Below are 23,948 nucleotides of genomic sequence, written 5' to 3' on the forward strand. Positions count from 1 at the left end.
AACTGTATAAAACAAAAAAGCTTGTAGAAAAAACATCGTTTTCTCTACAAGCTGATCCTCCCTTACAGGGAGGATTTTATTTGTACCGTTTTCTTGCTGCCGATGACGGAATGTTCAATTGATCGCGGTATTTCGCCACTGTGCGTCTGGAGATTTGGATGCGGTGCTGTTCATATAACAGGTCGGCAAGCTTTTGATCTGAGAGGGGTTTTGTTTTATCCTCTTGCTGAATCAATGCTTGAAGATGCGTTTTGACCGCATAGTTGGATGTATCGCCATCCCCAGAGGCCTCTGCTTTTCCTGTGAAGAACATTTTCATCTCAACCAATCCGTAAGGCGTTTGTATCGTTTTTCCTTTAATGGCCCGGCTGATGGTTGATTCATGCAGGCCCAGACAATCCGCCACCTCTCTCAGTGTCAGCGGCTTCATGGCGCTCCGCCCTTTCAGGAAAAAATCTTTTTGACGTGCGGTCAGCTCATTTACAATTCTGGTGATCGTCTGCTTCCGTTGCCTCAGCGCGCGGCTCAGCCAGCGCCATTCCTGATATTTCGTAGATAAATAGGAAACCGTATCCTGACAGGCGCCCGACGATAGAAGCGGCCTGTACTGCGGATGCAGCTCAATCTCCGGGAACGAGCGGCTGTTCAGTTCCGCTGTGATCTGGCCGTTTTTAACGATGATGAAAATGTCAGGTTCAATATACATATCCTGCTCCGGACTGGCAAACAAAAGGCCGGGTCTTGGGTGAAGCGCAGCAATTTTATCAGAAATGTCCTGAATCGCGTGCAGCGGGATTCCAGTTTCTTTTGAAAGCGCTTTCCAGTTTTTTTGTGCAAATACATCAAAGTGTTCTGAAACAAGCAGTTCTGCCTGTTCATTTCTGTTCGGGAGACGCTGTAATTGCAGCAGAATACACTCTTGAAGAGATCTTGCGCCGATCCCCGCTGGTTCAAGCGACTGTAGTTTTCTCAGAACCGCTTCCGCTTCCTCTGCCGAAACGGACAGGCGCCGGGCTGCCTCCTCCACATCTTCCTCCAGATATCCGTTTGAATCAAGCGAATGTATCAGATAATTAAAAATCTTTTTTTCAGTGGTTGACAGATTCATATCCAGCGACTGCTGTTTGAGGACATCCTGCAGTGTTTTTTGCGGATTGCTTAATTGAAGGCCCGCCTCCTGCCTGCTGATCCTGTTTTTGCTTGTTTTATGGTAAGATAGTGGCGGTGTGTCTGTTTCCTTTCGTTCAATAAGAGGGTTTTCCAGTGAGAGCTCATCAATGTATTCGGCCAGTTCCGCCGAATTATAGCCAAGCAGCGTGATGGCCTGCCTGAGCTCCTGTGTCAGTTGAGGCTTTAGTACTTGTACTTGCTGAAGTTTCATATCCATCTTGCTCACTCCCCTTTCTTCATTGTACATGATTGGGATGACACCGTATACATTTATGAAAAAGGAGCTGCCAAAGAAATGTCTGAACTTTTTTCTGTACCGTATTTTATTGAAAACTTAAAGCAGCATATTGAAATGAACCCGTCTGAGGATAAGATCCACGCAATGAACAGCTACTACCGTTCTGTCGTTTCAACACTTGTGCAGGATCAGCTGACAAAAAACTCAGTTGTCCTGAAGCGGATTCAGCATTTAGATGAAGCCTACAACAAAGTAAAACGCGGAGAATCAAAATAAACCTTCCGCTCACATGTGAGCAGGAAGGTTTTCCTTCTTTGAGGCGTCCCGAATGATTTGAGTGTTTGGCACTCCCTCCATCCAAGTATGATAGTAATTGGCGTTTTTTCCGTAGGAATTATCAATGACCGTGTTTTCTTTTTGCAGAAGAGAGGACAAAATATGGCCGTGCAGCCTTGACGTTTCCACCGATTGGTAACGGCTGAAAAAGCGAATGGCTTTGGTGACGATGTAATCCGAGTATTTTCTCCATATCAATGCGATCGGCAGAGGATTGCCCGCTTTTTTGTTCAGGACGTTCAGCGTTTGGAGAAAAGCGATTGTCCGGCGGTCTGAAGCTGACAGCACTGTACGCCAGTCATAGCTTTCCGCTTGCGCATGTCTTTGAAGCTCATCATTTGCTTCATGATCTGTTCTGATAAATCTCAGCTTTTGGCCGGTCGGCTGCTGTGTCGGAATGATGGGAAACAGCTGGTGGGCCATATCAGGCAATAGCTTGATATGATTGTTTAGAAAGTGCGCCTGTGCCGTTGCATAGGAGGCTTTTTCCCTTGTGATGATATGCAGATTTGAATGGGCAGAGAAAATGTCAGCCGTCCGTTTTAAGTTGTCTTCATTTTGAAAATAGATGGATTGCGGCAGAATGACGATTTTGTGGTTTGGATAGGCTTGAACGATTTTCTCTCTAAATCCTTGATAGTACGGATACAAATCCCCGAAGTTGCCGCCTCCCTGACAGACGATGATCAGATTCGGATCAAGCTTACGCCCGATTGGGAAATTGTCTGGATTCCAGCGGTTTCTGACCCGAATATCATTTTCTTCAAAAAAGGCTTCCGTTCCTTTCATAATAAAAAGATCCCCTACATTTCCGTATAGAGGATAGTCGGCGTAAATGATTTCGGATTGCTTCGGAATCATTTCGAGCAGCCCGGTCAGTTTTTTCTTCAGGCTGATCATTGAATGCTTGCTGTCCATCTCTTCACCTCTGTTGTTTGGAATAAGTGTGACAACACATCGATTACTCGGTCTTGATCATCTTCGGTCATATTTGTTCCGGATGGGAGGCAGATCCCCCGCCTGAATAAGTTTTCGCACACACTTTCAGAATCTGTATGGGAATAAAATGCAGATGATGTAAACAGAGGCTGGGTATGCAGCGGCTTCCAAAGCGGTCTCGCTTCAATCTCTTCTTCAGCAAGATGCTGAACCACGTCATATGGAATCAGCCCGTTATCGAGCGTGAGTGCAGTAAGCCAGCGGTTGGACACGCCTTCTGAGTATTCCGGCATAAAGCAAACGCCATCTAGGCTGCCAAGCGCTTTTTCATACCTCGCAAAAATCTCCCGTCTTTTCTCCACCCGCTCATCCAGCACCTCAAGCTGGGCAATGCCGACTCCGGCAAGGATATTGCTCAATCTGTAGTTGTGCCCGATTTCACTGTGCTGATAATGAATAGCAGGATCGCGGGCCTGTGAAGCGAGAAATCTTGCTTTTTCAATGGCAGCTTCATCGTCTGACACAAGCATCCCGCCTCCTGAAGTGGTAATGATTTTGTTTCCATTAAATGAATAAACGCCGAAACGGCCGAATGTCCCGCTCTGCTTCCCTTTATAGACCGAACCGAGGGATTCAGCCGCATCCTCAATAACCGGCACTCCGTATAAGCCGCACAGGCTTACAATCTCATCCATTTTCGCGCTTTGTCCGTACAGGTTGACGGCAATAACCGCTTTTGGCGGATTTCCATTTCGTTTTGCTTCCTCCAGTGCTCTTTCAAGTGCTTTCGGAGACATATTCCACGTATCCGGCTCAGAATCTATAAAAACAGGCACCGCTTTTTCATATAAAATCGGGTTTGCCGTTGCCACAAATGTAAAGGACGGACAAAACACGGTGTCTCCCGCTTTTACATCCAGCAAACGCAGCGCCAAATGAATCGCGGCGGTGCCTGAGCTGACCGCAGCCGCCCCTTTGGTCCCAACTCGTTCAGCCAATTTTTCTTCAAATGTATTCACAAGCGGCCCAAGCGGCGCAATCCAGTTTGAGCGAAAGGCTTCTGAAATATAGTGCTGCTCCCTGCCGCTCATATGAGGGGCGGATAAGTAGATTTTTTTATGCATGTAACCATCCTTTGCTTTAGGTTTGAATAGAAGAAATCACGCGCGCCGGGGTGCCGGCTGCCGTTACCCCGGCAGGGATGGAGCGGATCACCGCGGAGCCTGCGCCGACAATGCTCCAAGAGCCAATAGTAACCTGCGGAATGACCGAGGCCCCGGTGCCCACATGAGCCCCTTCTTGAACCGCAATACCACCAGAAAGCGTGGCGCGCGGAGAAAGATGTACGAAATCGCCGATCTGATTATCGTGCTCTGCAATCGCGCCCGTATTGATGATACAATGGGCGCCGATCTGAACATCCGCCTGAATAATCGCACCGGCCATAATAACCGTTCCTTCCCCGATGACAGCCGATTTGCTGATGATGGCTGACGGGTGGATTAATGTGATGAAATCTTCTTTGTATAACCCCAGCCGCTCCGCCAGCTGTTTTCTGACGCTGTTGTTTCCAATTGCAATCACAAACATGACGTCAGGGATCAGCCTGCGCAATTCAGGAATTGCTTCCGGGGGGCCTGTGTACAGCTCTTTCCCGGCATCAAATGTGCTGAATTTATCGTCCAGCACTGCAGCTAAGCGCGTGTCTGAACGGGCGCTTATGAGTTCTCTGATCACCTTTCCGTGACCGCCGTCTCCCACAATGGCCACGTTTCTCATGAGGACACATCTCCGCTTCCTGTAAAGCGTTCTGCGGTCACATGATTGGTTTGCTGAATCCCTTCTGAAACAAGAACTTTGCGTACTGTCAGACATAAAATTTTCAAATCGAGCAAGAATGAACGATTGTCAACGTACCAAACATCCAGTTCAAATTTCTTTTCCCAGGAAATCGCGTTTCTGCCGTTGACCTGCGCCCAGCCTGTAATCCCGGGTTTCACCTCATGGCGCCGTGCCTGTTGTTTCGTATAAAGCGGCAGATAGTCCATCAGCAGCGGCCGGGGACCGACGAGGCTGAGGTCTCCTTTCAAAACGTTCAGAAGCTGCGGCAGCTCATCAATGCTCAGCTTTCTGATCAGCCTGCCTGTTTTCGTAAGCCTGACTGCATCCGGCAGCAGGTTTCCCTCACTGTCCCGTTCGTCCGTCATCGTTCTGAATTTATAAAGGGTGAACGGCTTCCCATGCAGGCCGGGCCGTACTTGTTTAAAAAAGACAGGCGATCCTATTTTCAGCCTGACTACGGCGATAGTGAATAGAATAATGACACCCGTGCAGCACAATAAAAAAATAGCGGCCGTCAGATCAAAAAGACGTTTCAGGATCAAATATTTACAGCTCCTTTCGTTTTTCTAAACCGTCTCAGCACAAGCTGTCGTTCCTCTTTCGTACAAACAAACATAAAAGCGAAAACCGCGTAGCAGCAGCTGACGGCAGCACCTGCGGCAATCAGTGATGTCCAGCTTTCAATGGTGATACATAACTGGATGGCCTCACAAACCGCCCAGGCAAATAAAGCGGCAAGGACCGGACCGAACATGCCTGTAAAGAACACATGTTTTTTGTAGCCCGTAATGCGTGATACATAAAGCGGCGTAAAGATGACATTTTTCAGCACAAGCGAAATCGCCCCGGCCAGCGTAATGCCGTAAAGCCCCAGATGCGCCGGCCCGCTTAATGTGACCGCCAGCACAACATTCACTGCGCCTAACAGCAGGGTGACGAGCGCCGGTGTTTTTTGTTGATTAAAGGCGGTCCATATATAAAACAGCGGCATAAAGGCAAGACTGACCGCCAAATATCCGGCGTGAATATATAAAAGCGGCGCTACAGAGGAAAAGGACGGTCCAAGCCAGATCGTCAGAAAAGGCCCGGCCAAACCTCCCAATAATGCAGCCGGAAGCGCAAGCAAAAGCCCGTTCAGTCTCACTGCCTGATTGGCGTACTTGACCAAGCCGTCCATATCGCCTTTTGAATAATAAGAAGTAATGACAGGCGCAAATAGAGATGCAACTGTTCCTGCCAAACTGCGCAGCAGCAGCGGAAACTGGATAATCGCCGCGTATTTTCCCGCTTCAGATGCACCCAGCACCAAGTTGGCGGTTAATAGGTCGATCTGCAAAAAAAGCAGCACGCCGATCTGATTGACTGAGTTCCAGGTTCCTGCCTGAAACAGTTCCTTGCTTATGCGGAATGACAAGTCTTTCAGCCTAAATGAAAACCATGGAATCAGTTTTCTGAAAAAGCAGAAAGACAGAATAGACGCTATGACGGCACCGGCTAAAGCGGCAAGCTGAATCTGCCAGATTTTTGGCGTAAAGCAGGCAAACAGCGCCAGCACACACAGTACGCGGATGAGCATTTGCACCGCCTGAATCGAACTGGTGATATACAGCCGGTTGGCATAAAACGGCGCCGCCCCAAACCCCGCCATCAAAAATGTTAAAAGAAACAGCAGACTCCCAATCAAAATCGACAGCCGAACATCAGCCAATAGATCCTGAGGGACATTCATAACGCGGTCAATAAAAAAAGCCGCACTCACAAGAGGCAGCAGAAGCAGCAATGAAATCAAAACAGATGCAGCCAAATAATTGCTGATATACGCATTTGCTTTTTCCTGCTCTCCCCTGTGGGCTGCGACAGAAAAAAAACGCACAACCACGGAGCTGAGCGCCACCGTGATAATGGAAAAATAATTAATCACATTTTGCGTTAAATTCACAAAGCCAAAAGCCTCGACACCGAGCGTTTTGACAATAAAAGGCGTCATCCAGACAGACAGGAATACGGACAGAAGAAAAGCTGTAAGATTGGCGCTGAAGTTAATAGTGAATTTCATGCCTGCTTTGCACTGCCTTTCATGGTTCCGCGTGTCTCAAAAAACAGCTTGATGAGAAAGATCAGCCGCCATTTGCACAGTCCTAAGACCAATCGCTCGCCTCTGCCTAATTTCTCATGCTGGAACGGTGTGTGTCTGACAGCCTGCCGAACCATGTCATAGGATAAAATCTGTCTGATCTGTTTTTTGATGTCTTTCGCCGGCTGCGATGAGGCACAGGCGTTTGCCAGAAGCATCGGAAGCTGGTGCTTGCAAATGTACACATCTAAATCTTCTTTGCACACAGCCGATAAGCCGCACTGATTGTAAAATGCGAGTTTGGCTTGATATTGTTTTTGGATATTTTCATCCATCGCAGGTTTATAAGGGAGTTCCGTCAGGCTGTTCGGATTTTCACGGTATATGTACAAGCCTTCATCCAGCATTTTTACCCGCTCGGCTTCATAAAAAGCAGATAAATTAAAGGGTGAATCTTCAGCAAAACGGATGTCTTCATCAAACCACAGGTTCGCCCTTTCCAAAAGCTCACGGCGATACACATATCGCCATACATACCAGATAAATCTCGTTTCGTGGGCACATTGGAGCTGTACAGCTATATCCGCTTTTGTCAGCATACGGCCTGTTTCGAGCTGCGGCGGTACGTATACCCGTTTGTCTTCAAACTGTTTATAAAATCCGCAGCCAGCGATATCGAGCCGGTGCTGCTCCGCTTCTTCTGCAAGCCTTTGAAACATGGCGGGAGAGACATAATCGTCTCCGTCTACAAACCCGATATACGTGCCGCGCGCCGCTTTGATTCCCGCGTTTCGTGCCGAACTCAAGCCGCCATTTTTTTTATGAATGACTTGAACTCTTGCATCCCGTTTCGCGTATGCCGCTGCCATCTCACCAGATCGATCGGGTGTTCCATCATTAACAAGGATGATTTCTATATCGGAAAGCGTTTGGGCAAGCAGTGAATTGATGCATTCTTCAATGAATGGTTCAACGTTATACATCGGGACAATAATGCTGACGAGCGGTGTCATTGTGCTTCACCGCTGATTTTATCCCGCAGCCCTTTAAAATACATATCCCGCGGAAAGCCGGCACGGTTTGTTTCTTTTGTCAGCAGCTCTTTCACTGCGGCTGTCACAATTTCCGGCTCCGGCTGTTCAATCAGCTTCATGGTTGGAATACCTTTCAGCCATTGGTAGCCTTCCATGACTTTATGATCAAAAGACCGGATCACTACACACGGCGTTCCTGTCAGCGCACAAAAAATCATGCCGTGCAGCCTGTCTGTGACAACGGCTTCAGCACTTTGCAGCTTAGACCAAAGCGCTTCCAGCTCCTGTTCCCGTGTGCCGCGGCTGACCCGGCGACCGATCGTTGTCGTAAAAGCTTTGATATCACCAAATTCATCAAAAAGAGCGGCCTTCACGCGGTTTCTCTGATCCTCCTGAAGCACGCTTTCCTGATCCTCGCGCAAACACATATAAACCCCTTCGCGATCCGCAGGGGTGCTGCTTCTATCTAAATACAGCACCATATCAGGCTGCTTCAGGATCTTTTTTTCTTTAAAATGCCGCTTCATAAATTGATACGTAGTTTCATCCCGGGCCATCAGCAATAAACCGGGGTGCGCGTTATAAATTTTCTGCGCCCGTTTCAGCTCTCTTCGTCCCTTTTTCGTATCAGAAAAATGAACGGTTGCCGGTAGCTGGACGATTTGATAATCATGAAACGTTTTAATGATAAAGCGGCGCGTCCACTCTTCATACCGGTATAAATCCCCCATGTTTCCGCCGCCGATGATAAAGACCATATCCTCCGGGTGGCGGGAGCGGATCAGCGCTTTTGCTGATTTGTATATGTCCTTCATATCGACCTCAACGATTTCAAAATCGGAGTATTCCTGCTCAAGAAACGCTTTGCTGGCATAAGCAATGGCATGATCCCCCAAATTGTCATGGGAAGGCAGCAGGGTCAGTATGATTTTCTTCTTATGTGCGGCAGCCTTTACCGGCTGATCGGCCGCACCCAGCCAAAATTGGGACGGGTACTTGACCTTTAGCAGCAGCCATTCTGCAAGATTGATTTTCAATGAATGTAACGACATGTCTTCACCCTCTGATTTTCATTTTGTACTCGATCACTCGCTGATACACGGCGGACGCCATAGCAACGAACGGTATCATTCTGTATTTCGCCATCAGCAGCAGGCATGACCGTTTTGCATCAAAAGGCGCTGTCCCCGTTTTCGACAGACTGCCTTGAAACACCGGATCAGCGCAAATCACGCCGACCGTTTTGAGCCTTTCCAAAAGACGCCGGCTGCCGCTTGTTTTCCATTCGTTCAAGAGACAGATGGTCCCATGGAGAACGATAAAGAAATCAAGCTCCTTTCGGTACTCCTCCAGCTTGTTGTTCTCCTGTAGGAACCCTGCGTTCGCCTGATACAGCGCCAGTCCTGATTCAAACAGTTTTTTCTGATAACCCTGCACGATGGAGGAAAGGTGAATTCGATAATGGTAGAGAGGCGCTTTTACATAGGAAACCGAGCGGGCGAAAAAATGTGCCCTGAAGCTGAAAAACTGATCCTCGACATGCTCCAGCTCACCTCTGAGCGGGAACGAAAGCCGGTGTGCGTCAATCATGCTTCTTCGGTACAGTTTATTCCATGAAAATCCCCTGACCTTCCCTTCGAATAACGCCTTGATATAGGACTCCTTCGGCTGATCCTGATAGGTTTCCGCAATGTCTGAGACAACGGTTTTTTCAGTGTCCTCAAACTCCGCGGCATAGTTGCAAATGACCAGATCGGTTTCCTCCGATGCTGCCTGAACCATTTGCAAGCAATAATCAGGCTCGATCCAATCGTCTGAATCAATAAAAGCCACAAATTCGCCGCGGGCCGCCTCGATCCCTCTGTTCCGGACCGCACCGAGCCCTTGGTTTTCCTGGTGAATGACTCTGAATCGTTTATCCTTTTCTGCATATTCCTCCGCGATGTCCGGGCTGGCGTCTGCCGAACCGTCATTGACGATGATGATTTCAATATTGTCCAATGTCTGGTTCTTTAAAGATTCAAGGCAGTTTCTGATATAGGTTTCTGTATTATAAACAGCGACTAACAGACTAACCGCAGGTGTTTCCATAATGACCGGCTCCTCTTGCATAAATTACCGGGAAAAAATCGTTCTGTACGGCAGAACGGAAGAATCAACCGGCATAAGCAAATAACTGTATAAAAAATAACAAACCACAATGGCGATATAGATCAACGCATTCGATTTCTCATCAAATATTCTGACAAAATAAGGGACTAGGATCATTTGATACAGTCCGAAGTAAATATTAAACCTGGCAAAGATCACGTCCTTTGTGGCCAAGAGACCGAATAAAAACCCGAGAAGGCACAAATTGACGACAATATCGATTTGCGGCCACAGCTTTCGGAGACGCTCCCTGTAACAAAAGGCCAAAAACAGCGGCAGGACCAAAACAGCGATTTTGACCACATTCATTCCGTTTGTATTTGTCATCAGCCACTTTTCATAATGGCTGTATGAGCTGTTTTCAAGGACAACGACAAATACCGAAATAAATTTCTGATATAAAAAGGTCATGCCGAGAAATAAAGCTGAGAGGCCGAATATTGCCGGTGACCAGGCTTTTCTTCTGACAATAAAATAGACCGGAATCATCACCAGCGCCGAGGAGTGAAAGAGCGAACTGACCAGCACAATCAGAAAATAACGCTTCCAGTTTCCATTGATGATATAGCGAATCGCCCAAAACAAAGCGGCTGCCACCATGTATTGTCTGATTCCGTTAAAGGATGCGTAATAATGAAAGGTCCCTAAAAATAAAAAGACACTCAGCTCAAACGGTCTTCCGTAGTCTGCCAGCGTCTTGATAATAAAGATATAGGTCACGGCCGCAACGGTCACATACATGATTTGCGGGTCCTTCGTGATGAAATTCATCAGCCATAGCAGTGCGGTAAAGCCCGGATCTGTTGCCGTTTTCGCCGTGCCGAAACCGAATATCTGCCAAATATTTTGATAATCTCCTGCCATTTGATACAGCAGCGTATACGTCTGAAAATCTGTACCGACCCTGTAACGCAGGCCCGAAACAAGCACAAGCGAGGCGAGCGGAATCCAAATGAGAAGCTTGTTCGGACGATAGCCGGTAGCAAGTGACTCATCCCGGCCGCCGCACATTTTAGCAAACCAAGACCAAATATATACAATTCCCATATTGACGACATACACAATCATTTTTATTGTCCTTTTTCAGTGCTAATCTGATATAAATTCATCAATGCACCCACATTTCGCCGCGCATCATAGCCAAGTTTCGCAAGGGTATCTTTCACGAGCTCCCGCTTCGGCCTGCCTGCGGCGGCCGCTCTTACAATCGTTTCAGCCCAAATGTCCATCGGCTTAGAGAGACTCACCCTTTTCACAAGTCCGAGGCCCGTGTCGACTTTTTCTGTGATCGTGTCGGAAATAATGCACGGAAGGCCCGAAGCCTGCGCTTCCACAAGCACAACAGGCAAGCCTTCGTACAGCGACGGCATGACAAATACATCAAAAGTGCGCATGAGCTCATGAATGTGTTCTTCAGTTCCTAAAAAGAGGACATCTGAAAGTAAATTCAGCCGCCGCGCTTCCTCCTCCATCTGCTCCCGCAGCGGTCCGTCTCCTGCGAGAACCATCTGAAAGCGAACTCCCCGTTTTTTCAGGTGAACGGCAAGCTTCAGCAAAAACGCGTGATTTTTCACTTCATGAAATCGGGCCACATGACCAATGATCAGACGGTCAGACGCTATGCCGCGTGCTTTTTTTTCGTCATCGGCCGCCTGCCCGGCGGGAGAGAACAAATCAAGGTCGATTCCGTTCGGCAGCAGATGAACACGCTTCCGCTCCATATTTGATCGCCCGAACAAAAACCGGCCCGCATCCTCTCCGCAAGCGCACAATTCAGTCGCATAAGCCAAAATGAGGCGTCTGAACACCATCAGCTGCAGGCGGTCCTTCCAATTGAAGCCGGTCTTCCACGAGGTGTTATGGGAATGGCATACTCTGACCTGCACCCCGGCTAGCCTTGCCGCAAGCGCGATAAAGCCGGTTTGAAAATCTGTGTGCGCATGAACCGCGCTGAACGGCCCGTTTTCTTTTATTGTGTTTCTTACATTCTTCACAAATGTGAGGGGATTGCTTTGTCCGATACTCGGGACATAAAAAAGCCGCCCGCCTAGCGATAAAATTTCTTCATCATAAGCGCATGGATCATTTCGATAGGTTAAAAAATCAAATTGCACCTTGCTTCTATCCATTTTCCGATATAAATTCATGACCATGGTTTCCGCGCCGCCCCTGTTCATGCCACTGAAAACATGGAGCACGCGCTGCTGGCTGTTATTCATGCTTCACAAGCCCTTCCTTCTGATTCATCACTCTTTTTTTATGGTAACGATTCATCACAGCAGGAGGCATAAACGCGCGAATGAGCGGTTTTGCGATATAGATGTAAGCGGAAAAAGGAAGCTTCAGGCGTCTGCATGCCTGGTACACAAGAATAGCGTTGTCGATTGAATAGGTAAAAGACCGCCTCTTGAATGCGTCGCTGTCTTCCCTTACTTTATACAGCGCTTCTTGGAGGTTATAGCCTCGGAAGCCCTCTCCAAAAAAGCGGAGCCACAAATCGATATCCTCCATTCGTCTTGTCCGCCGCACCGAACGATAGCCTTTCAGCGTACGGTAAGCGCTGGCTCTCATCATGATTGTCCCATGACAAAACGGCGTCCCTTTCGCCATGATGGCCGGCTCCGGAACAGAAGGCAGCATCCGTGTGCCCCTTACGCCAAATTCATCAAACACTAGCATGCCGGTGCCGACCACCTGGTAGTGCCGATGCTTTTCTAAAAAGGCAACCTGCTTCTCCAGACGGCGCGGAAAGGACAGATCATCTCCGTCCTGACGGGCGATATACTCGCCTGTCGCATAAGAAAGACAGTGATTTAACGAAGCGGCCAGCCGCTTGTTTGTTTGATTGTGAATCAGCTTGATGCGGTCGCTGTAATGAGCGGCATACTGCTTCGCAATACGGAGCGTGCCGTCTGTTGACGCATCATCGCACATAATCAGCTCCCAATTTTTATAGGATTGGCTGAGAATGGATTCAATGCTTTCCGCCAAAGTGCGTTCACAATTATAAATGCCCATAATGACAGAAACTTTCGGTCCTGAATTCATACGCTTTTCTCCTTTTTATCCATATCCATGTACACGGAATAAATATCTGCCATTTCTTCTACCGTTCGCGCTTCCGAAAAGCGCAAGGCTGTTTGGCGTCCTTCCTGTCCGAGTGTTCTCCGCAGTTCCGGCTCAAGGTAGAGCTGTTCAATCCGATCGGCAAAAGCGGCGCTGTCGCCAATTTTGATGAGAAACCCGTTTTTTCCGTCCCGGATGATTTCCCGGTGTCCGCGGTTATCAGTGGCAATCGCCGGCTTCCCCGCCGCCATGCCCTCAAGCACATTCATGCCGAGGCCTTCTCTGATGCTGGAGGCGACAGATACATCCGCAAGCTGAATCAGCTCGTGAATATCGCGGCAAAAGCCGTAAAAGCAAACATTGCGGGAAGATCCAAGCTTTTCAGCTAAGGCCCGATACGTTTGTTCCATCGCTCCTTCTCCGGCAAAAACAAGACGAAGCTCAGGAATCTTATCTTTCAGCAGTGCGGCAGCTTCAATTAACAGCTTCTGATTTTTGTTGAGGTTCAGTTCAGCCGGATAGATCAATATAAAGTCGTCTTTTTGGAAGCCGTGCTTTTCTCTCAACCTATGCTGCTCTTCAAGGCTGACTGGCCGGAACCTGTCTGTATTAACGCCGATGCCATGAATTTTTTCTGTCATTCCGCCCGGTCTTTGAAGCCCTTTCGCTCGTGTGTAATCTTCTTCATTTATGGTGATCAGGCAGTCTGTATAGGCAGAAAGCCATTTTTCAACCGGATAATAAAGGACCCAGTTTTTCATCGGCGCTCCGCTGCAAAAATGAAATCCGTGAGCGGTGTAGAGCACCTTTGTTCCGTTTCGTCTCGCATGCCGTGACGCAAGCCGGGCAAGAACGCCGCCGACCGGCGTATGGCAATGGACGATGTCGTACTCGTTGGTTTCGATCACTTTCTTCAGCTGTCTGTAAACGGCAATGTTCTGAGGATGAAAGGGTGACCTTCGGATCGGAATGGAGAATTTCTCATCGACATACGGCAGCCGCGTCTGCCCGCTCGCAGCGACATGAACCTCCCAGCCCAATTGTTTAAACCATTTAAAGTAAGGAAGATGAAAGGCTTTAAAGTGATAATCGACAGTGGCACAAAATAGTATTTTTTTCGTCATCTCCACTCCCCCTAACGAACGCCGGCAGCCGTCATTTCGTTTGATGTGTCTATTGCCGCAAACAGCCGCTCTCTGAGCTCGGCTTCCGGCAGCTGATTGAAATCTTCTATAAAGCGCATCAGCAATGGCCAGTCGCCGTCCACCGCTTTGCCGATATGGATTTTCGGAAAAACTTGTTCGGCGTGAACTTCATTTTTGTTCAGCAGCTCCTCATACATTTTTTCACCCGGGCGAATGCCTGTGAACTCAATCGGAATCTGCTCTGTCGTGTAGCCCGATAAATGAATGAGATTTTTGGCGAGATCGACAATCTTCACGGGCTCGCCCATATCAAGAACAAAAATTTGGCGTCCTTTCGCCAGCGCTCCAGCTTGGATGACAAGCCGTGACGCTTCGGGAATGGTCATGAAATAGCGGGTCATCGCCGGATGTGTCACCGTAACGGGACCGCCTTTTTCAATCTGTTTCTTAAAAACCGGAATGACGCTGCCTCGGCTGCCGAGCACATTGCCAAAGCGGACAGCGACGAATTTTGTTCTGCTGAATTTCCCCAGATTCATAATAATCATTTCAGCAAAGCGTTTTGTTGCCCCCATTACATTGGCCGGGTTCACCGCTTTATCAGATGAAATGAGCACAAATGTCTCTGTCCCGCACATATCTGCCGCTTCCGCCACATTTTTTGTTCCGATGATGTTGTTTTTGACTGCCTCTTCGGGGTTGTGCTCCATTAAAGGCACATGCTTATGGGCAGCCGCATGATAGACGACGTGCGGTTCGTATTTTTTCATTAAGGTAAACATTTTGTCGCGGTCCTGCACATCCGCAATTTCTGTGCGGAACACGATGTGTTTTCCGAATCGTCCATTCAGTTCAGAATAAATAGAATGAATGCTGTTTTCCCCATGACCGAGAAGAACGATTTCCTTAGGCTGGAACGCGCTGATTTGCCGGCAGATTTCCGAGCCGATTGAACCGCCCGCTCCTGTGACGAGAACTGTTTTTTCTTTGATGCGGTTTGAAATTTCGCTTGTGTCGAGGGTTATCGGCTTTCTGCCGAGTAAATCCTCAGCCTTTACATCTCTGATTTGCCCGGCAGTGCGCGTTCCAAGCAGCATTTCATCAAAATGAGGCATGATTTTGATGTTCACCCCGGTCCGCACGCATTCTTTGTATAGCACCTGCAGTTCATGGGTACGAAGAGAAGGAATCGCAATAATAATATAGTTAATTTTGAGCTTTTGCACCGCAGGCATGATACTTTCTTTTCCGCCGATGACGGGCAGCCCCATCATTTCCAGCTTATGTTTCGTTTGATCGTCATCAATAAAAGCGACAGGTGTAATGTCGGGATCGTCTTTCTGCAGCAGCTGCCTGACCATCAGGGTTCCGCCTGATCCCGCTCCGATAATCAGTGCGCGGGCCGACGTGCTGCGTTTTTTTCTGATGCTTTCTTTTAATATTCTCGATAAAACGCGGGTCCCCCCGATGAACAGAAGCTGAAGCACCCAGCACGCCGTTAACAGCCGGAAAAACATCGTATGATACACAGCGTACTGAATGATGCCGGTTACAGCGGCTGAAATCGTAATGACCTTAAGCAGAGCGATCAGTTCGCCGAGCCCGGTGTATGTCCAGACCTGTTTATACTGACGGAACAGGATAGCACATACATGATAGCTGAAGAGCAAGCTGACAGCGGTAAGCAATAATGCTCCGGAGTCATAAAATTGATAAGAATCTTTTAAAAATTGATATCCTGCAATAACTGAATTCAAAACGAGATAAGTATCCAGCGCGATAATCATTGACAGTCTTCTCCGGTAACTCAACCTTTTCCCCCCTAATACTTTTATCGGTTTAGCTGCGGCGGTTTTCGTCATCTAAAAAACGACAGCAGCTAAACCGATAACATTTCCTATGTATATCAAATAAGTGGGCATTTAACCCGTCCTCACGCCCCGCCAGCGACGACCAGCATCTAAGGCAGCCTGTTCAAGCTTGCCCACAGCGGAGCCGAGTGCCTCCATTGATACAGGTAAGGAGACATCACCTAAAAGCAAAAATTAATAGGAATAGTGTTCAGATTTTTTCATTTTCTTTTTATTTAAGAGAGCGCCTAAAAGCTTTGCATTGGATTGCTCCAGTGCGTCCTTCGCTTTCAGGACGGTATCGGTTTTTGTTTTTCCGCTTAAGACAACGAGCACGCTTCCATCTGTCTGGTTCGCTAAAATTTGAGCGTCCGCGACAGCTAAAAGCGGAGGAGAATCAAAGATCACCAGACTGAATTGGTCATAGATATCTGATATCAAATCTCCCATTGCCTTCGAGGATAACAGTTCTGCCGGATTCGGCGGCGTCGGTCCGCTTGTCAGCACATATAAGTTATCGATCGGGGTCTTTTGCACCGTTTCATTTAGAGAAGCATTGCCGACCAGCACATTTGTCAGCCCTGTCAGATTTTCAACCTGAAACGTCTGGTTAATTGTCGGTTTTCTTAAATCGGCGTCCACCAGCAGCACTTTCTTTTCCTGCTGCTGCGCAAAGACTGCCGCAAGATTCGCTGCACTGAACGATTTTCCTTCACCAGGCACAGAGGAGGTGACGAGAATGGACCGCAAGTTGGTCTGTACGGATGAAAACTCAATGTTTGTCCGAATGGTGCGATATTGTTCCGCAACAATTGATTTATGATGTAAAACGGATATTTGAGCCAAACCTCGCCTTGCTTTCTTTTTTCTAAAGACCACTCACTTCACTCCTCGAAATGTTTTATCCAACCCTGCGATTCCGTTTCTTTTTGACATCAGGGACGGAGCCTAAGCAGGGCAATCCGGTTTTCTCGCTGAGCTGCCGTGCGCTTTTGCACGTATCATCGAGAAAATGCAGAAAAAATGCCAGTGTAATGCCGCCCATCACGGCCGCCCCAAAAGCCATGACCATATTTCTCATTCGGGACGGCTTGATCATCGAGCTTTCAGAAGCCTTCGCCTCTGATAGAATATGTACGCCTTGGACATTCATTCTTTCATCTACTTCTTTTTCAAACTTGTTCACTAACGTGTTTGCAATCTTAGCCGCTCTCTCCGGATTGTGATCCTGAACGGCAACGGTGATGATTTCCGATTCATTTTCACTGCTGGTCATCACTTTTCCTTTCAGCGAGGAAGCCGATTCAGAAAGATGCAATTCCGCCTTGACCTCTTCCATCAAAGCCGTGCTTTTTATAATGGATTGGAACGTGCTGCTGTACTGAAGATTTCGCTGGATGTCACTGAGATTCGAGTTTTCTTCACCGTCTGATTCATGAATCAGCACTTGAGTCGACGCCTGATAAGTCGGTGAAATAACCTTAAATTGCACAAAACCTGTAATAAAGGTGACGCCTATTGTGATGAGCAGAATCAGCACGAATCTATGTCTGACAATCGCGTATAATTCTTTAAAACTCATATTCTCATTCATATATTCATAGCCTTCAGCCTTCTCACGGCTGGCTTCCCAAGCCCCTTTCTGTTAATGATTGGATTATAAAAGAAAACTTTATTATTTAAAAATTGCAAAATAAGCCAATAAGTTCTCTTTAGAGAACAATATCATGATTTTCCTCTTATTTACTGCGCTTCCCTTATTATTTTAAATTTTATAAAGAACGAATAATTCCTTATAATGAACGAAATAACGACAGGAATAGAGGAGAATTTCATATTATGATTGGAAGAATTATCCGTTTGTACCGCAAAAGAAAAGGCTATTCTATTAATCAGCTGGCTATCGAGTCAGGCGTTTCAAAATCCTATTTAAGCAAGATTGAAAGAGGCGTTCATACGAATCCGTCCGTTCAATTTTTGAAAAAAGTATCAGCAACCCTGGATGTCGAATTAACAGAATTATTCGACGCTGAAACGATGATGTATCAAAAAATCAGCGGCGGAGAAGATGAATGGCGTGTGCATCTTGTGCAAGCTGTTCAAGCTGGAATGGAAAAGGAAGAATTGTTCACTTTTACGAACAATCTGAAGAAAGAGGAGCCTGAAACCGTCTCCTACCGAAACCGAAAGCTGACAGAATCGAATATAGAAGAGTGGAAAGCGCTGATGGCGGAAGCGAGAGAAATCGGCCTGACGGTTCAGGAAGTCAAATCCTTTTTAAAAACGATGGGAAAATGAATATCGTAGAAGGGCTGAGGTTCGCATCGTAAGGTCAAATATGGCTATAATGGGGGAAAAAGGGAGAGAACGCTATGTCTGAATCAGTGGTCAAAACGCAATACGGCACAGTGAAAGGCATTTCAAAAAACGGTGTCCAAACATGGAAAGGCATCCCCTACGCAAAGCCGCCCGTCGGACAATTGCGCTTTAAAGCACCTGATCCGCCGGCGGCCTGGGAAGGCGTACTGGACGCAACTGCATACGGCCCGGTTTGCCCGCAGCCGCCTGATTTACTTTCATATTCATACCCTGAACTCCCCCGCCAGTCTGAGGATTGCCTGTATGTAAATGTATTTGCACCTGACACTCCGGGCAAAAATCGTCCTGTCATGGTGTGGATTCATGGCGGCACATTTTATCTCGGCGCGGGCAGTGAGCCTTTATACGACGGATCAAACCTGGCGGCTCAGGGGGATGTCATTGTCGTCACACTGAACTATCGGCTGGGGCCATTCGGCTTTTTGCATTTGTCTTCAATTGATGAAGCGTATTCCGACAACCTTGGACTGCTTGACCAAACCGCGGCTCTGAAATGGGTCAAAGACAATATCTCTGCGTTTGGCGGCGATCCGGAAAATGTAACGGTGTTTGGAGAATCAGCAGGCGGTATGAGCATTGCCGCACTGCTTGCCATGCCTGCTGCAAAAGGCCTGTTTCAGAAAGCAATCTTGGAAAGCGGCTCTTCCCGAACCATGACAGAAGAAAAAGCGGCAAGCACCGCGCATGCTTTTTTACGAATCCTTGGAATTGACCGTTACCAATTGGACAGGCTGCATACTGTGTCTGCGGAAGATTTGCTTAAAGCCGCCGACCAGCTGCGAAAAACCGAAAATGAAAATATCTTTCAGCTGTTCTTCCAGCCTGCACTTGATCCGAAAACACTGCCTGCTGAGCCGGAGAAAGCCATCGCTGAAGGGGCTGCTGACGGCATTCCGCTGTTAGTCGGAACAAATCGTGATGAAGGATATTTATTTTTCACTCCGGATTTAGAAGTTCACTCTCAGGAAACGATTGATGAAGCGCTTGAGTATCTATTGGGTCAGCCGCTGGCAAAGAAAGCGGCCGATCTGTATCCGCGCTCTCTCGAAAGCCAAATTCATATCATGACCGATTTGCTGTTTTGGCGCCCGGCCGTCGCCTGCGCCTCCGCCCAGTCCCGTTACGCACCTGTCTGGATGTACCGATTCGACTGGCATCCGGACAAACCGCCGTACAATAAAGCGTTTCACGCACTGGAAATGCCGTTTGTGTTCGGCAATTTAAGCGGACTGAAACGAATGGTACAAGCAGACATTACGGATGAGGTCAAGCAGCTCTCACACACGATACAATCAGCGTGGCTTGCCTTCGCAAAAACAGGAAATCCAAGCTGCGTAGATGTACAATGGCCGGCTTATACTGAAGACAAACGAGAAACCTTGATTTTGAATTCCGAACTTTCTATTGAGCATGATCCTGATGGTGAGAAGCGGAAAAAACTATTACACTCATAAGGAGAATCACATGGGGAAATCGGGCTGCATGGGTGCCGTCATCGTTGTGGCAGCGTGTATCTTCATTTTATCAGCAGTCGTTTTTTTGCGAGACACAGCCTATTACCAGCCCATTCGCTGGATTGGAATCATACTGTTTTTCGCGGGAATTGTGATGGTGCCCACATACTCAGCAAAAAGAACCCGATAAAGAGAAGTCATTCTCTTTACCGGGTTTTTGTTTTTTTACAGTTTTCCTGCGCGAATTTCGTCTGTCATTCCTTCATAAGGCGCTTTAGAAATGACTTCCTCATTATCGGCTCCCTCATTTTTCAGAAATGTAATTTCCGCAAATTCAGGCACTACGTATTTTGGATAGGTTTCATATTTTTCGCGTGATTCCTTCATCAGGTCAATGTGGTCATTTTGGTAGCAGACCGTAATTTCAGGATGTTCATGCACCCATTTCGGGAAGAAAATAATGCCGTGCATGCGTTTTTCATTCGGCATAAAGTTTAACGAAACATCTGTGCCTGTCGGCTCTGTCCAAGACACTTTATATACGCCCTCTGTCAGTTTGACAATGTTCACTTCCTGATCCCGAACCCAGCGTCCGGCAACCATTCCGCTATGAATTCTATAATCAATTGTATGGTCATTTTTAATATAAATCTCGTATTCCCAACCGTTTTCATAAGTATAAATCATGTGGCTTCCGATAAAGTTTTCCATATTTCACACTCTCCTTAGTCTTTTACTCTACTTCATAAATATCTAATCGAACGTAATCAGGGGTTCTTTCTGCGGAACCGATAAACAAGCGGTCATGCAGCCATTGATAGGTTTCACTGCCTGTCTCAAAAGTCGGCACCGTGCGGAAATAAACATGCTCGGTGTCAATCATTTCACCGGCAGCTGCTTGTGTTCGGAACGGCTCGCTGACTTGCCGTATTCCATTGTTTTCAATGTAAATCAGCTCATGATCTGCAGTTTCTATGACATATCTGGCAGATAAATCTGTTCTGCCGTCAGCGCGAATGATTTGCGAATCAGCTCCGCCCGGCAAAATACGTCCTTCCACTTCCCCGGTTATTGTTCCCGATCGAATCGGAATCCAACGTCTCAGCCCTAAGCCTGTCTCACCAATGGTGATCGGAGGATCAACCTTCATGTCTAGAGAGACGAATTTCTTTAAAACTGGCTTCTTCATAAGCACCACCTGACCTTCAGAAGAGATCGTGTAACTATTTACATGTTCACTTTAACAACATTGCATGAGGCTGTCAAAAGATAAGAACACAAAAAAACAAGAGCCGATTACATACAGCCCTTGTTGAATGGTTCGTTTTGATAGGTAAGATACGTGCTGACCGTGCTTTTTGCGAGACAATCAGAGGAATCGATAATCGGGATATCACCGTGAAAATGATCTAACACCGTGTTCAAATCTGTGCAAGCCGAAATGATGAGATCCGCTCTTTTACTGATTTCCAAATATAGCTCCCGCCATATGTCCTGAGTTTTGTGAACATGATTCGGCTGTTTGATCGCGGCGATGAGCTGATTGACCTCCCGCTGCCAATGTTTCTCATGAATAAACTCATGTCCGCCCGCCTTCAACCCTTTTTGATAAATACAGGATTGTATGGTTGAATCTGTTCCTAAAACAGCCACTTTTTGTGCTGAATCCGGAAGCTCCTTCACCGTTTCCTCAATGATATGTAACAAAGGAATCGACAATGCCTGCTGGATGTCTTCAAAATAGGCATGCGCCGTATTACAAGGAAGAGAAATAAAGTCCGCACCGGTCTTCTCCAGCTTGACGGCTCCATCAATAATCGCTTTTTTCATTTCATCATGATCGATTGGACGATCGACATAAAAGGGTGTCGGACAGGAATAAATCATCATCTGCGGGTAGTCGATATCATGTGAAGCGCCATACAGCTTCTGACAGTAATCAATGACCTTATCTAAAAACGGAGAGGTCGATTTTGGCCCCATTCCAGCTAATATGCCAATCATCAAATTCATTCCTTTCTATCCGTCCGGACCGCTTCTTCCTCTGTTCCGTCCTGATAAATGATAAAGCTCTTCGCAGCACCATCCCCTAACATAAATTCAACTTCAACAGGCAATGATTGGATAAAGAAACGGGTTTCCGAGGAAGGAAATAATTCAAACCTCATCTGTCCGGTAATTTGCAGATAAAGCCGCTCGTTCTCGGCTGTCACCGTCGCAGCTGTCCCATCATGAATGGAGTAGCTGCCAACATAGCGGCTGTAAATCGCTGTATCAATGTCTTTTTTCTTTTTATCAGCAGGACGTTCCGGGATTTCATATGGCTGGTCAAATAAAATATTCTCCGCCGCCTTCAGAATCGCTTGTTCATATTCGGCATCCTGTTCCATATTGCTCAAATAGATCAGCGTTTTACGATGGTCTATATATCGGATCATCATCGTCGAATAGCCGGGCCAGCCTCCGCTATGGCTGACAATTCGTCCTTTTTCAGGACTGTTTTGCAGCACCCAGCCAAATCCGTAGTCAACCGTTTCCCCATTGTTCAGTTGTACAGGAGAAAACGCGGCTTCCTTAGAAACCTCGCTGATCAATTTGTCCTGATATAAAGCCTGATCAAAACGAAATAAATCGCTTGTGACAGAATTCACTGTACCGTCTCCCTGTATTCCATCCAGATACACAACATAGCTCGTTTCCTCCAGGTCATCTGGAAGAACGTACTGGCCGGAATGCACATCATACACATATCCATACGCATAGCCTTCGATCTGCTCAGGACGCAGCCTCCTGTTATATACTCTCGTATTCGCCATACCGACCGGGGTGAAAATATGCTGTTTCAAATAATCCGCATAGCTTATGCCGGATGCCTTCTCAATCAAAACTGCCAGCAGCACATACCCCGTATTGCTGTACAGCCAGCCTTCATTCGAAGCAAAATAGCAAGGCGGCTGCTCATTCATCAGCATATCCACAACATCCTGATTCACTGCAATCTCGCTTTTATTCCAATTGGCAAGAAACCACTCCGTATAATCGGGAAGCCCGGATGTATGGTTCAATAAGTGCCGAATCGTAACGCCTTCATAAGGAAATCCGGGAATCCAGCGCTCCACCTTATCCTCATAACCAAGCATCCCTTTCTCCTCCAATAGAACAACTGCCAGCGCTGTAAAAGGCTTTGATAGTGATGCCAGCTCAAACAAAGAATTCTCTTGCAAAAGCCGTTTTCCCGGCAAATCCGCATAACCGAAAGCGTGATGATATAATATGTCGCCATCCTCTGCGGCTAAAACCGCCCCGTTGAAATGTTTTCTTTCACCTAATGTTTCAAATAAAGTCTTAAGTTCCTTCCTTTTCTTCTGCTTCATTGCTCCACCTCCCCTTTTTCATACGATACTGAGCTATTAATGTTTCAATTATTTTGAAAATATAAAAAAAGCTGATCAATCCTCTAACAGGAAAAATCAACTTTAGATTTACATTGAATCAAAATCTCCTTTTTACGCAGTCGGAGAAGGAACTCTGGCGGCTGCAAAACGGGTTCTCGGAGTCGCTTGAATGAATCCTGCGGCAGTACTTCTCATTGCAACTGTCACCGTATCTCCGGCGTTTAACTGAAGAATTTCCGTAATGGCTACGACTGCCGGAAGATTTCCTGCTTGAAATTGGCTATTTCCGCCTATCACATCTTGATTCACGAGAAATACGACTTCTAAGTTGAAGTCAACAATCGCATTCGTTTGAAACTCAACTGATGCATTTAAAGAATATACGCCTGCTGTTCTCGGTGAAAATGTAGATGTGTTGGGGTTATATTCATTCGCCAAATCAAATTGTACATTTTGAAATCGGACTCCGCTAGCTGCATTTGCAGCCACTGACAGATTCGCATTGCTGGTGGCTCTGAAAGCAGAAATAGGCTGGTTCGTATCTGATGTAATTGGTGCGAAGAGCTGGTTTTGTTGAGTGGATGGGGTATTTCCATTTCTGCCTTGCATGACACTTGGTGATAAAAGAGGTTCCGGTCGATCGTTTCTCTTAATCCATTTAGTTGGCCGTGGCGGCATTGACTTATTCCTCCTTATACGTTTTCTTTCGCTTCTATCATTTGTTTGCTTTCGCAATACATTATTATATTGATCGTTACAGGGTTTGAAACGGTATCTGCCCGACTAAACTCAAAACAAAAATGAAAGCTGCTAGTTCCAAAACGGATTACTGCCTCTATTAGAAGACCTATAAAAAAGATATAAGATCAATTCAC

24 protein-coding genes and 1 pseudogene are annotated in these 23,948 nt (G+C 46.9%); 4 read left to right on the forward strand and 21 right to left on the reverse strand.

All coding sequences use genetic code 11. The annotated features are described in order from the left end of the window. Positions 1-76: 76 nt before the first annotated feature. Positions 77-1,387 carry an RNA polymerase factor sigma-54 gene (gene rpoN, locus LNN34_RS17545; RefSeq protein WP_229044003.1) on the reverse strand — a complete coding sequence of 437 codons (1,311 nt, stop codon included), beginning with the start codon at positions 1,385-1,387 and terminating at the stop codon, positions 77-79. Between the two features lie 78 nt (positions 1,388-1,465). Between rpoN and yvfG the strand changes: the two genes are divergently transcribed. Next, positions 1,466-1,684 (forward strand): protein YvfG, encoded by a 219-nt coding sequence (gene yvfG / locus LNN34_RS17550; RefSeq protein WP_024122922.1) that lies wholly within the window; start codon positions 1,466-1,468, stop codon positions 1,682-1,684. A gap of 9 nt (positions 1,685-1,693) precedes the next feature. On the opposite strand, the gene LNN34_RS17555 is transcribed toward yvfG, so the two are convergent. The 15 genes from LNN34_RS17555 to LNN34_RS17625 form a co-directional block, all read right to left on the reverse strand. After that, entirely contained in the window at positions 1,694-2,662 is a 969-nt protein-coding gene (locus LNN34_RS17555) for a polysaccharide pyruvyl transferase family protein (RefSeq protein WP_229044004.1), read from the reverse strand. After that, the gene (locus LNN34_RS17560) at positions 2,641-3,807 is read right to left on the reverse strand and encodes a DegT/DnrJ/EryC1/StrS family aminotransferase (RefSeq protein ID WP_229044005.1); all 1,167 of its coding nucleotides are present in this window, start codon (positions 3,805-3,807) and stop codon (positions 2,641-2,643) included. Before LNN34_RS17560 ends, LNN34_RS17555 begins: the two co-directional genes overlap by 22 nt. A 16-nt stretch (positions 3,808-3,823) precedes the next feature. After that, positions 3,824-4,462 carry an acetyltransferase gene (locus LNN34_RS17565; RefSeq protein ID WP_059334963.1) on the reverse strand — a complete coding sequence of 213 codons (639 nt, stop codon included), beginning with the start codon at positions 4,460-4,462 and terminating at the stop codon, positions 3,824-3,826. After that, positions 4,459-5,067, reverse strand: a complete 609-nt coding sequence (locus LNN34_RS17570) for a sugar transferase (RefSeq protein ID WP_044159209.1) — start codon at positions 5,065-5,067, stop codon at positions 4,459-4,461. Before LNN34_RS17570 ends, LNN34_RS17565 begins: the two co-directional genes overlap by 4 nt. Beyond that, entirely contained in the window at positions 5,064-6,581 is a 1,518-nt protein-coding gene (locus LNN34_RS17575) for an MATE family efflux transporter (RefSeq protein ID WP_229044006.1), read from the reverse strand. The genes LNN34_RS17570 and LNN34_RS17575 overlap by 4 nt, the downstream gene beginning before the upstream one ends. Then, complete coding sequence (locus tag LNN34_RS17580; RefSeq protein WP_095712970.1) at positions 6,578-7,612, reverse strand: glycosyltransferase; 1,035 nt, start codon at positions 7,610-7,612, stop codon at positions 6,578-6,580. The genes LNN34_RS17575 and LNN34_RS17580 overlap by 4 nt, the downstream gene beginning before the upstream one ends. Beyond that, positions 7,609-8,685, reverse strand: coding sequence for a polysaccharide pyruvyl transferase family protein (locus tag LNN34_RS17585; RefSeq protein ID WP_103671289.1), 1,077 nt, complete (start codon positions 8,683-8,685; stop codon positions 7,609-7,611). Before LNN34_RS17585 ends, LNN34_RS17580 begins: the two co-directional genes overlap by 4 nt. A gap of 4 nt (positions 8,686-8,689) precedes the next feature. Continuing rightward, positions 8,690-9,724 carry a glycosyltransferase family 2 protein gene (locus tag LNN34_RS17590; RefSeq protein WP_229044007.1) on the reverse strand — a complete coding sequence of 345 codons (1,035 nt, stop codon included), beginning with the start codon at positions 9,722-9,724 and terminating at the stop codon, positions 8,690-8,692. A gap of 24 nt (positions 9,725-9,748) precedes the next feature. Further along, on the reverse strand, positions 9,749-10,852 hold the full coding sequence (gene epsG / locus LNN34_RS17595; RefSeq protein ID WP_024122931.1) for a biofilm exopolysaccharide biosynthesis protein EpsG: 1,104 nt from the start codon (positions 10,850-10,852) through the stop codon (positions 9,749-9,751). 2 nt (positions 10,853-10,854) lie between these two features. After that, the gene (locus LNN34_RS17600; RefSeq protein WP_198098040.1) at positions 10,855-12,003 is read right to left on the reverse strand and encodes a glycosyltransferase family 1 protein; all 1,149 of its coding nucleotides are present in this window, start codon (positions 12,001-12,003) and stop codon (positions 10,855-10,857) included. Beyond that, positions 11,996-12,832: a glycosyltransferase EpsE gene (epsE, locus tag LNN34_RS17605; RefSeq protein WP_024122933.1), complete on the reverse strand. Its 837-nt coding sequence runs from the start codon at positions 12,830-12,832 to the stop codon at positions 11,996-11,998. The genes LNN34_RS17600 and epsE overlap by 8 nt, the downstream gene beginning before the upstream one ends. Beyond that, complete coding sequence (locus LNN34_RS17610) at positions 12,829-13,974, reverse strand: glycosyltransferase family 4 protein (protein WP_229044009.1); 1,146 nt, start codon at positions 13,972-13,974, stop codon at positions 12,829-12,831. The genes epsE and LNN34_RS17610 overlap by 4 nt, the downstream gene beginning before the upstream one ends. Before the next feature lie 11 nt (positions 13,975-13,985). After that, the gene (locus tag LNN34_RS17615) at positions 13,986-15,806 is read right to left on the reverse strand and encodes a polysaccharide biosynthesis protein (protein ID WP_229044011.1); all 1,821 of its coding nucleotides are present in this window, start codon (positions 15,804-15,806) and stop codon (positions 13,986-13,988) included. A gap of 234 nt (positions 15,807-16,040) precedes the next feature. Next, positions 16,041-16,724, reverse strand: a complete 684-nt coding sequence (epsB, locus tag LNN34_RS17620; RefSeq protein WP_024122936.1) for a protein tyrosine kinase EpsB — start codon at positions 16,722-16,724, stop codon at positions 16,041-16,043. A 22-nt stretch (positions 16,725-16,746) separates the two neighbouring features. Continuing rightward, the gene (locus LNN34_RS17625) at positions 16,747-17,439 is read right to left on the reverse strand and encodes a YveK family protein (RefSeq protein WP_198098043.1); all 693 of its coding nucleotides are present in this window, start codon (positions 17,437-17,439) and stop codon (positions 16,747-16,749) included. 245 nt (positions 17,440-17,684) lie between these two features. Here LNN34_RS17625 and slrR point away from each other — a divergent pair, with 245 nt between their 5' ends. The 3 genes and pseudogenes from slrR to LNN34_RS17640 form a co-directional block, all read left to right on the forward strand. Then, positions 17,685-18,143, forward strand: coding sequence for an HTH-type transcriptional regulator SlrR (gene slrR, locus LNN34_RS17630; RefSeq protein ID WP_198098044.1), 459 nt, complete (start codon positions 17,685-17,687; stop codon positions 18,141-18,143). 74 nt (positions 18,144-18,217) lie between these two features. Further along, complete coding sequence (locus LNN34_RS17635; protein ID WP_229044012.1) at positions 18,218-19,678, forward strand: carboxylesterase/lipase family protein; 1,461 nt, start codon at positions 18,218-18,220, stop codon at positions 19,676-19,678. Positions 19,679-19,688: 10 nt separating this feature from the next. Beyond that, positions 19,689-19,875 (forward strand): annotated as a pseudogene (locus tag LNN34_RS17640) (hypothetical protein); the annotation flags it as partial. A gap of 28 nt (positions 19,876-19,903) precedes the next feature. On the opposite strand, the gene padC reads toward LNN34_RS17640, so the two are convergent. From padC to LNN34_RS17665, 5 genes are all read right to left on the reverse strand, one after another. Beyond that, positions 19,904-20,389: a phenolic acid decarboxylase gene (gene padC, locus LNN34_RS17645; RefSeq protein WP_229044013.1), complete on the reverse strand. Its 486-nt coding sequence runs from the start codon at positions 20,387-20,389 to the stop codon at positions 19,904-19,906. A 22-nt stretch (positions 20,390-20,411) separates the two neighbouring features. Then, positions 20,412-20,867: a DUF3237 domain-containing protein gene (locus tag LNN34_RS17650; protein WP_105953964.1), complete on the reverse strand. Its 456-nt coding sequence runs from the start codon at positions 20,865-20,867 to the stop codon at positions 20,412-20,414. Between the two features lie 107 nt (positions 20,868-20,974). Beyond that, positions 20,975-21,682, reverse strand: coding sequence for an aspartate/glutamate racemase family protein (locus LNN34_RS17655; protein ID WP_101864738.1), 708 nt, complete (start codon positions 21,680-21,682; stop codon positions 20,975-20,977). A 5-nt stretch (positions 21,683-21,687) separates the two neighbouring features. Beyond that, positions 21,688-23,052 (reverse strand): serine hydrolase, encoded by a 1,365-nt coding sequence (locus LNN34_RS17660; RefSeq protein WP_229044016.1) that lies wholly within the window; start codon positions 23,050-23,052, stop codon positions 21,688-21,690. 132 nt (positions 23,053-23,184) lie between these two features. Further along, positions 23,185-23,751 (reverse strand): C1q-like domain-containing protein, encoded by a 567-nt coding sequence (locus LNN34_RS17665; RefSeq protein ID WP_024122943.1) that lies wholly within the window; start codon positions 23,749-23,751, stop codon positions 23,185-23,187. Between the last annotated feature and the right edge of the window lie 197 nt (positions 23,752-23,948).

It is taken from the genome of Bacillus sp. AF23, from assembly GCF_020861455.1.
GTDB lineage: Bacteria > Bacillota > Bacilli > Bacillales > Bacillaceae > Bacillus > Bacillus halotolerans.

Bases quoted from the DNA above. Each gene is read 5' to 3' on its own strand.
- padC (WP_229044013.1), bottom strand. From the start codon at position 20,389: ATGGAAAACTTTATCGGAAGCCACATGATTTATACTTATGAAAACGGT.
- LNN34_RS17565 (WP_059334963.1), bottom strand. From the start codon at position 4,462: ATGAGAAACGTGGCCATTGTGGGAGACGGCGGTCACGGAAAGGTGATC.
- LNN34_RS17655 (WP_101864738.1), bottom strand. From the start codon at position 21,682: ATGATTGGCATATTAGCTGGAATGGGGCCAAAATCGACCTCTCCGTTT.
- LNN34_RS17585 (WP_103671289.1), bottom strand. From the start codon at position 8,685: ATGTCGTTACATTCATTGAAAATCAATCTTGCAGAATGGCTGCTGCTA.
- LNN34_RS17590 (WP_229044007.1), bottom strand. From the start codon at position 9,724: ATGGAAACACCTGCGGTTAGTCTGTTAGTCGCTGTTTATAATACAGAA.
- LNN34_RS17610 (WP_229044009.1), bottom strand. From the start codon at position 13,974: ATGACGAAAAAAATACTATTTTGTGCCACTGTCGATTATCACTTTAAA.
- LNN34_RS17575 (WP_229044006.1), bottom strand. From the start codon at position 6,581: ATGAAATTCACTATTAACTTCAGCGCCAATCTTACAGCTTTTCTTCTG.
- LNN34_RS17650 (WP_105953964.1), bottom strand. From the start codon at position 20,867: ATGAAGAAGCCAGTTTTAAAGAAATTCGTCTCTCTAGACATGAAGGTT.
- epsE (WP_024122933.1), bottom strand. From the start codon at position 12,832: ATGAATTCAGGACCGAAAGTTTCTGTCATTATGGGCATTTATAATTGT.
- LNN34_RS17665 (WP_024122943.1), bottom strand. From the start codon at position 23,751: ATGCCGCCACGGCCAACTAAATGGATTAAGAGAAACGATCGACCGGAA.
- LNN34_RS17635 (WP_229044012.1), top strand. From the start codon at position 18,218: ATGTCTGAATCAGTGGTCAAAACGCAATACGGCACAGTGAAAGGCATT.
- epsG (WP_024122931.1), bottom strand. From the start codon at position 10,852: ATGATTGTGTATGTCGTCAATATGGGAATTGTATATATTTGGTCTTGG.
- LNN34_RS17555 (WP_229044004.1), bottom strand. From the start codon at position 2,662: ATGGACAGCAAGCATTCAATGATCAGCCTGAAGAAAAAACTGACCGGG.
- LNN34_RS17625 (WP_198098043.1), bottom strand. From the start codon at position 17,439: ATGAATGAGAATATGAGTTTTAAAGAATTATACGCGATTGTCAGACAT.
- LNN34_RS17600 (WP_198098040.1), bottom strand. From the start codon at position 12,003: ATGAATAACAGCCAGCAGCGCGTGCTCCATGTTTTCAGTGGCATGAAC.
- LNN34_RS17580 (WP_095712970.1), bottom strand. From the start codon at position 7,612: ATGACACCGCTCGTCAGCATTATTGTCCCGATGTATAACGTTGAACCA.
- yvfG (WP_024122922.1), top strand. From the start codon at position 1,466: ATGTCTGAACTTTTTTCTGTACCGTATTTTATTGAAAACTTAAAGCAG.
- rpoN (WP_229044003.1), bottom strand. From the start codon at position 1,387: ATGGATATGAAACTTCAGCAAGTACAAGTACTAAAGCCTCAACTGACA.
- slrR (WP_198098044.1), top strand. From the start codon at position 17,685: ATGATTGGAAGAATTATCCGTTTGTACCGCAAAAGAAAAGGCTATTCT.
- LNN34_RS17660 (WP_229044016.1), bottom strand. From the start codon at position 23,052: ATGAAGCAGAAGAAAAGGAAGGAACTTAAGACTTTATTTGAAACATTA.
- LNN34_RS17560 (WP_229044005.1), bottom strand. From the start codon at position 3,807: ATGCATAAAAAAATCTACTTATCCGCCCCTCATATGAGCGGCAGGGAG.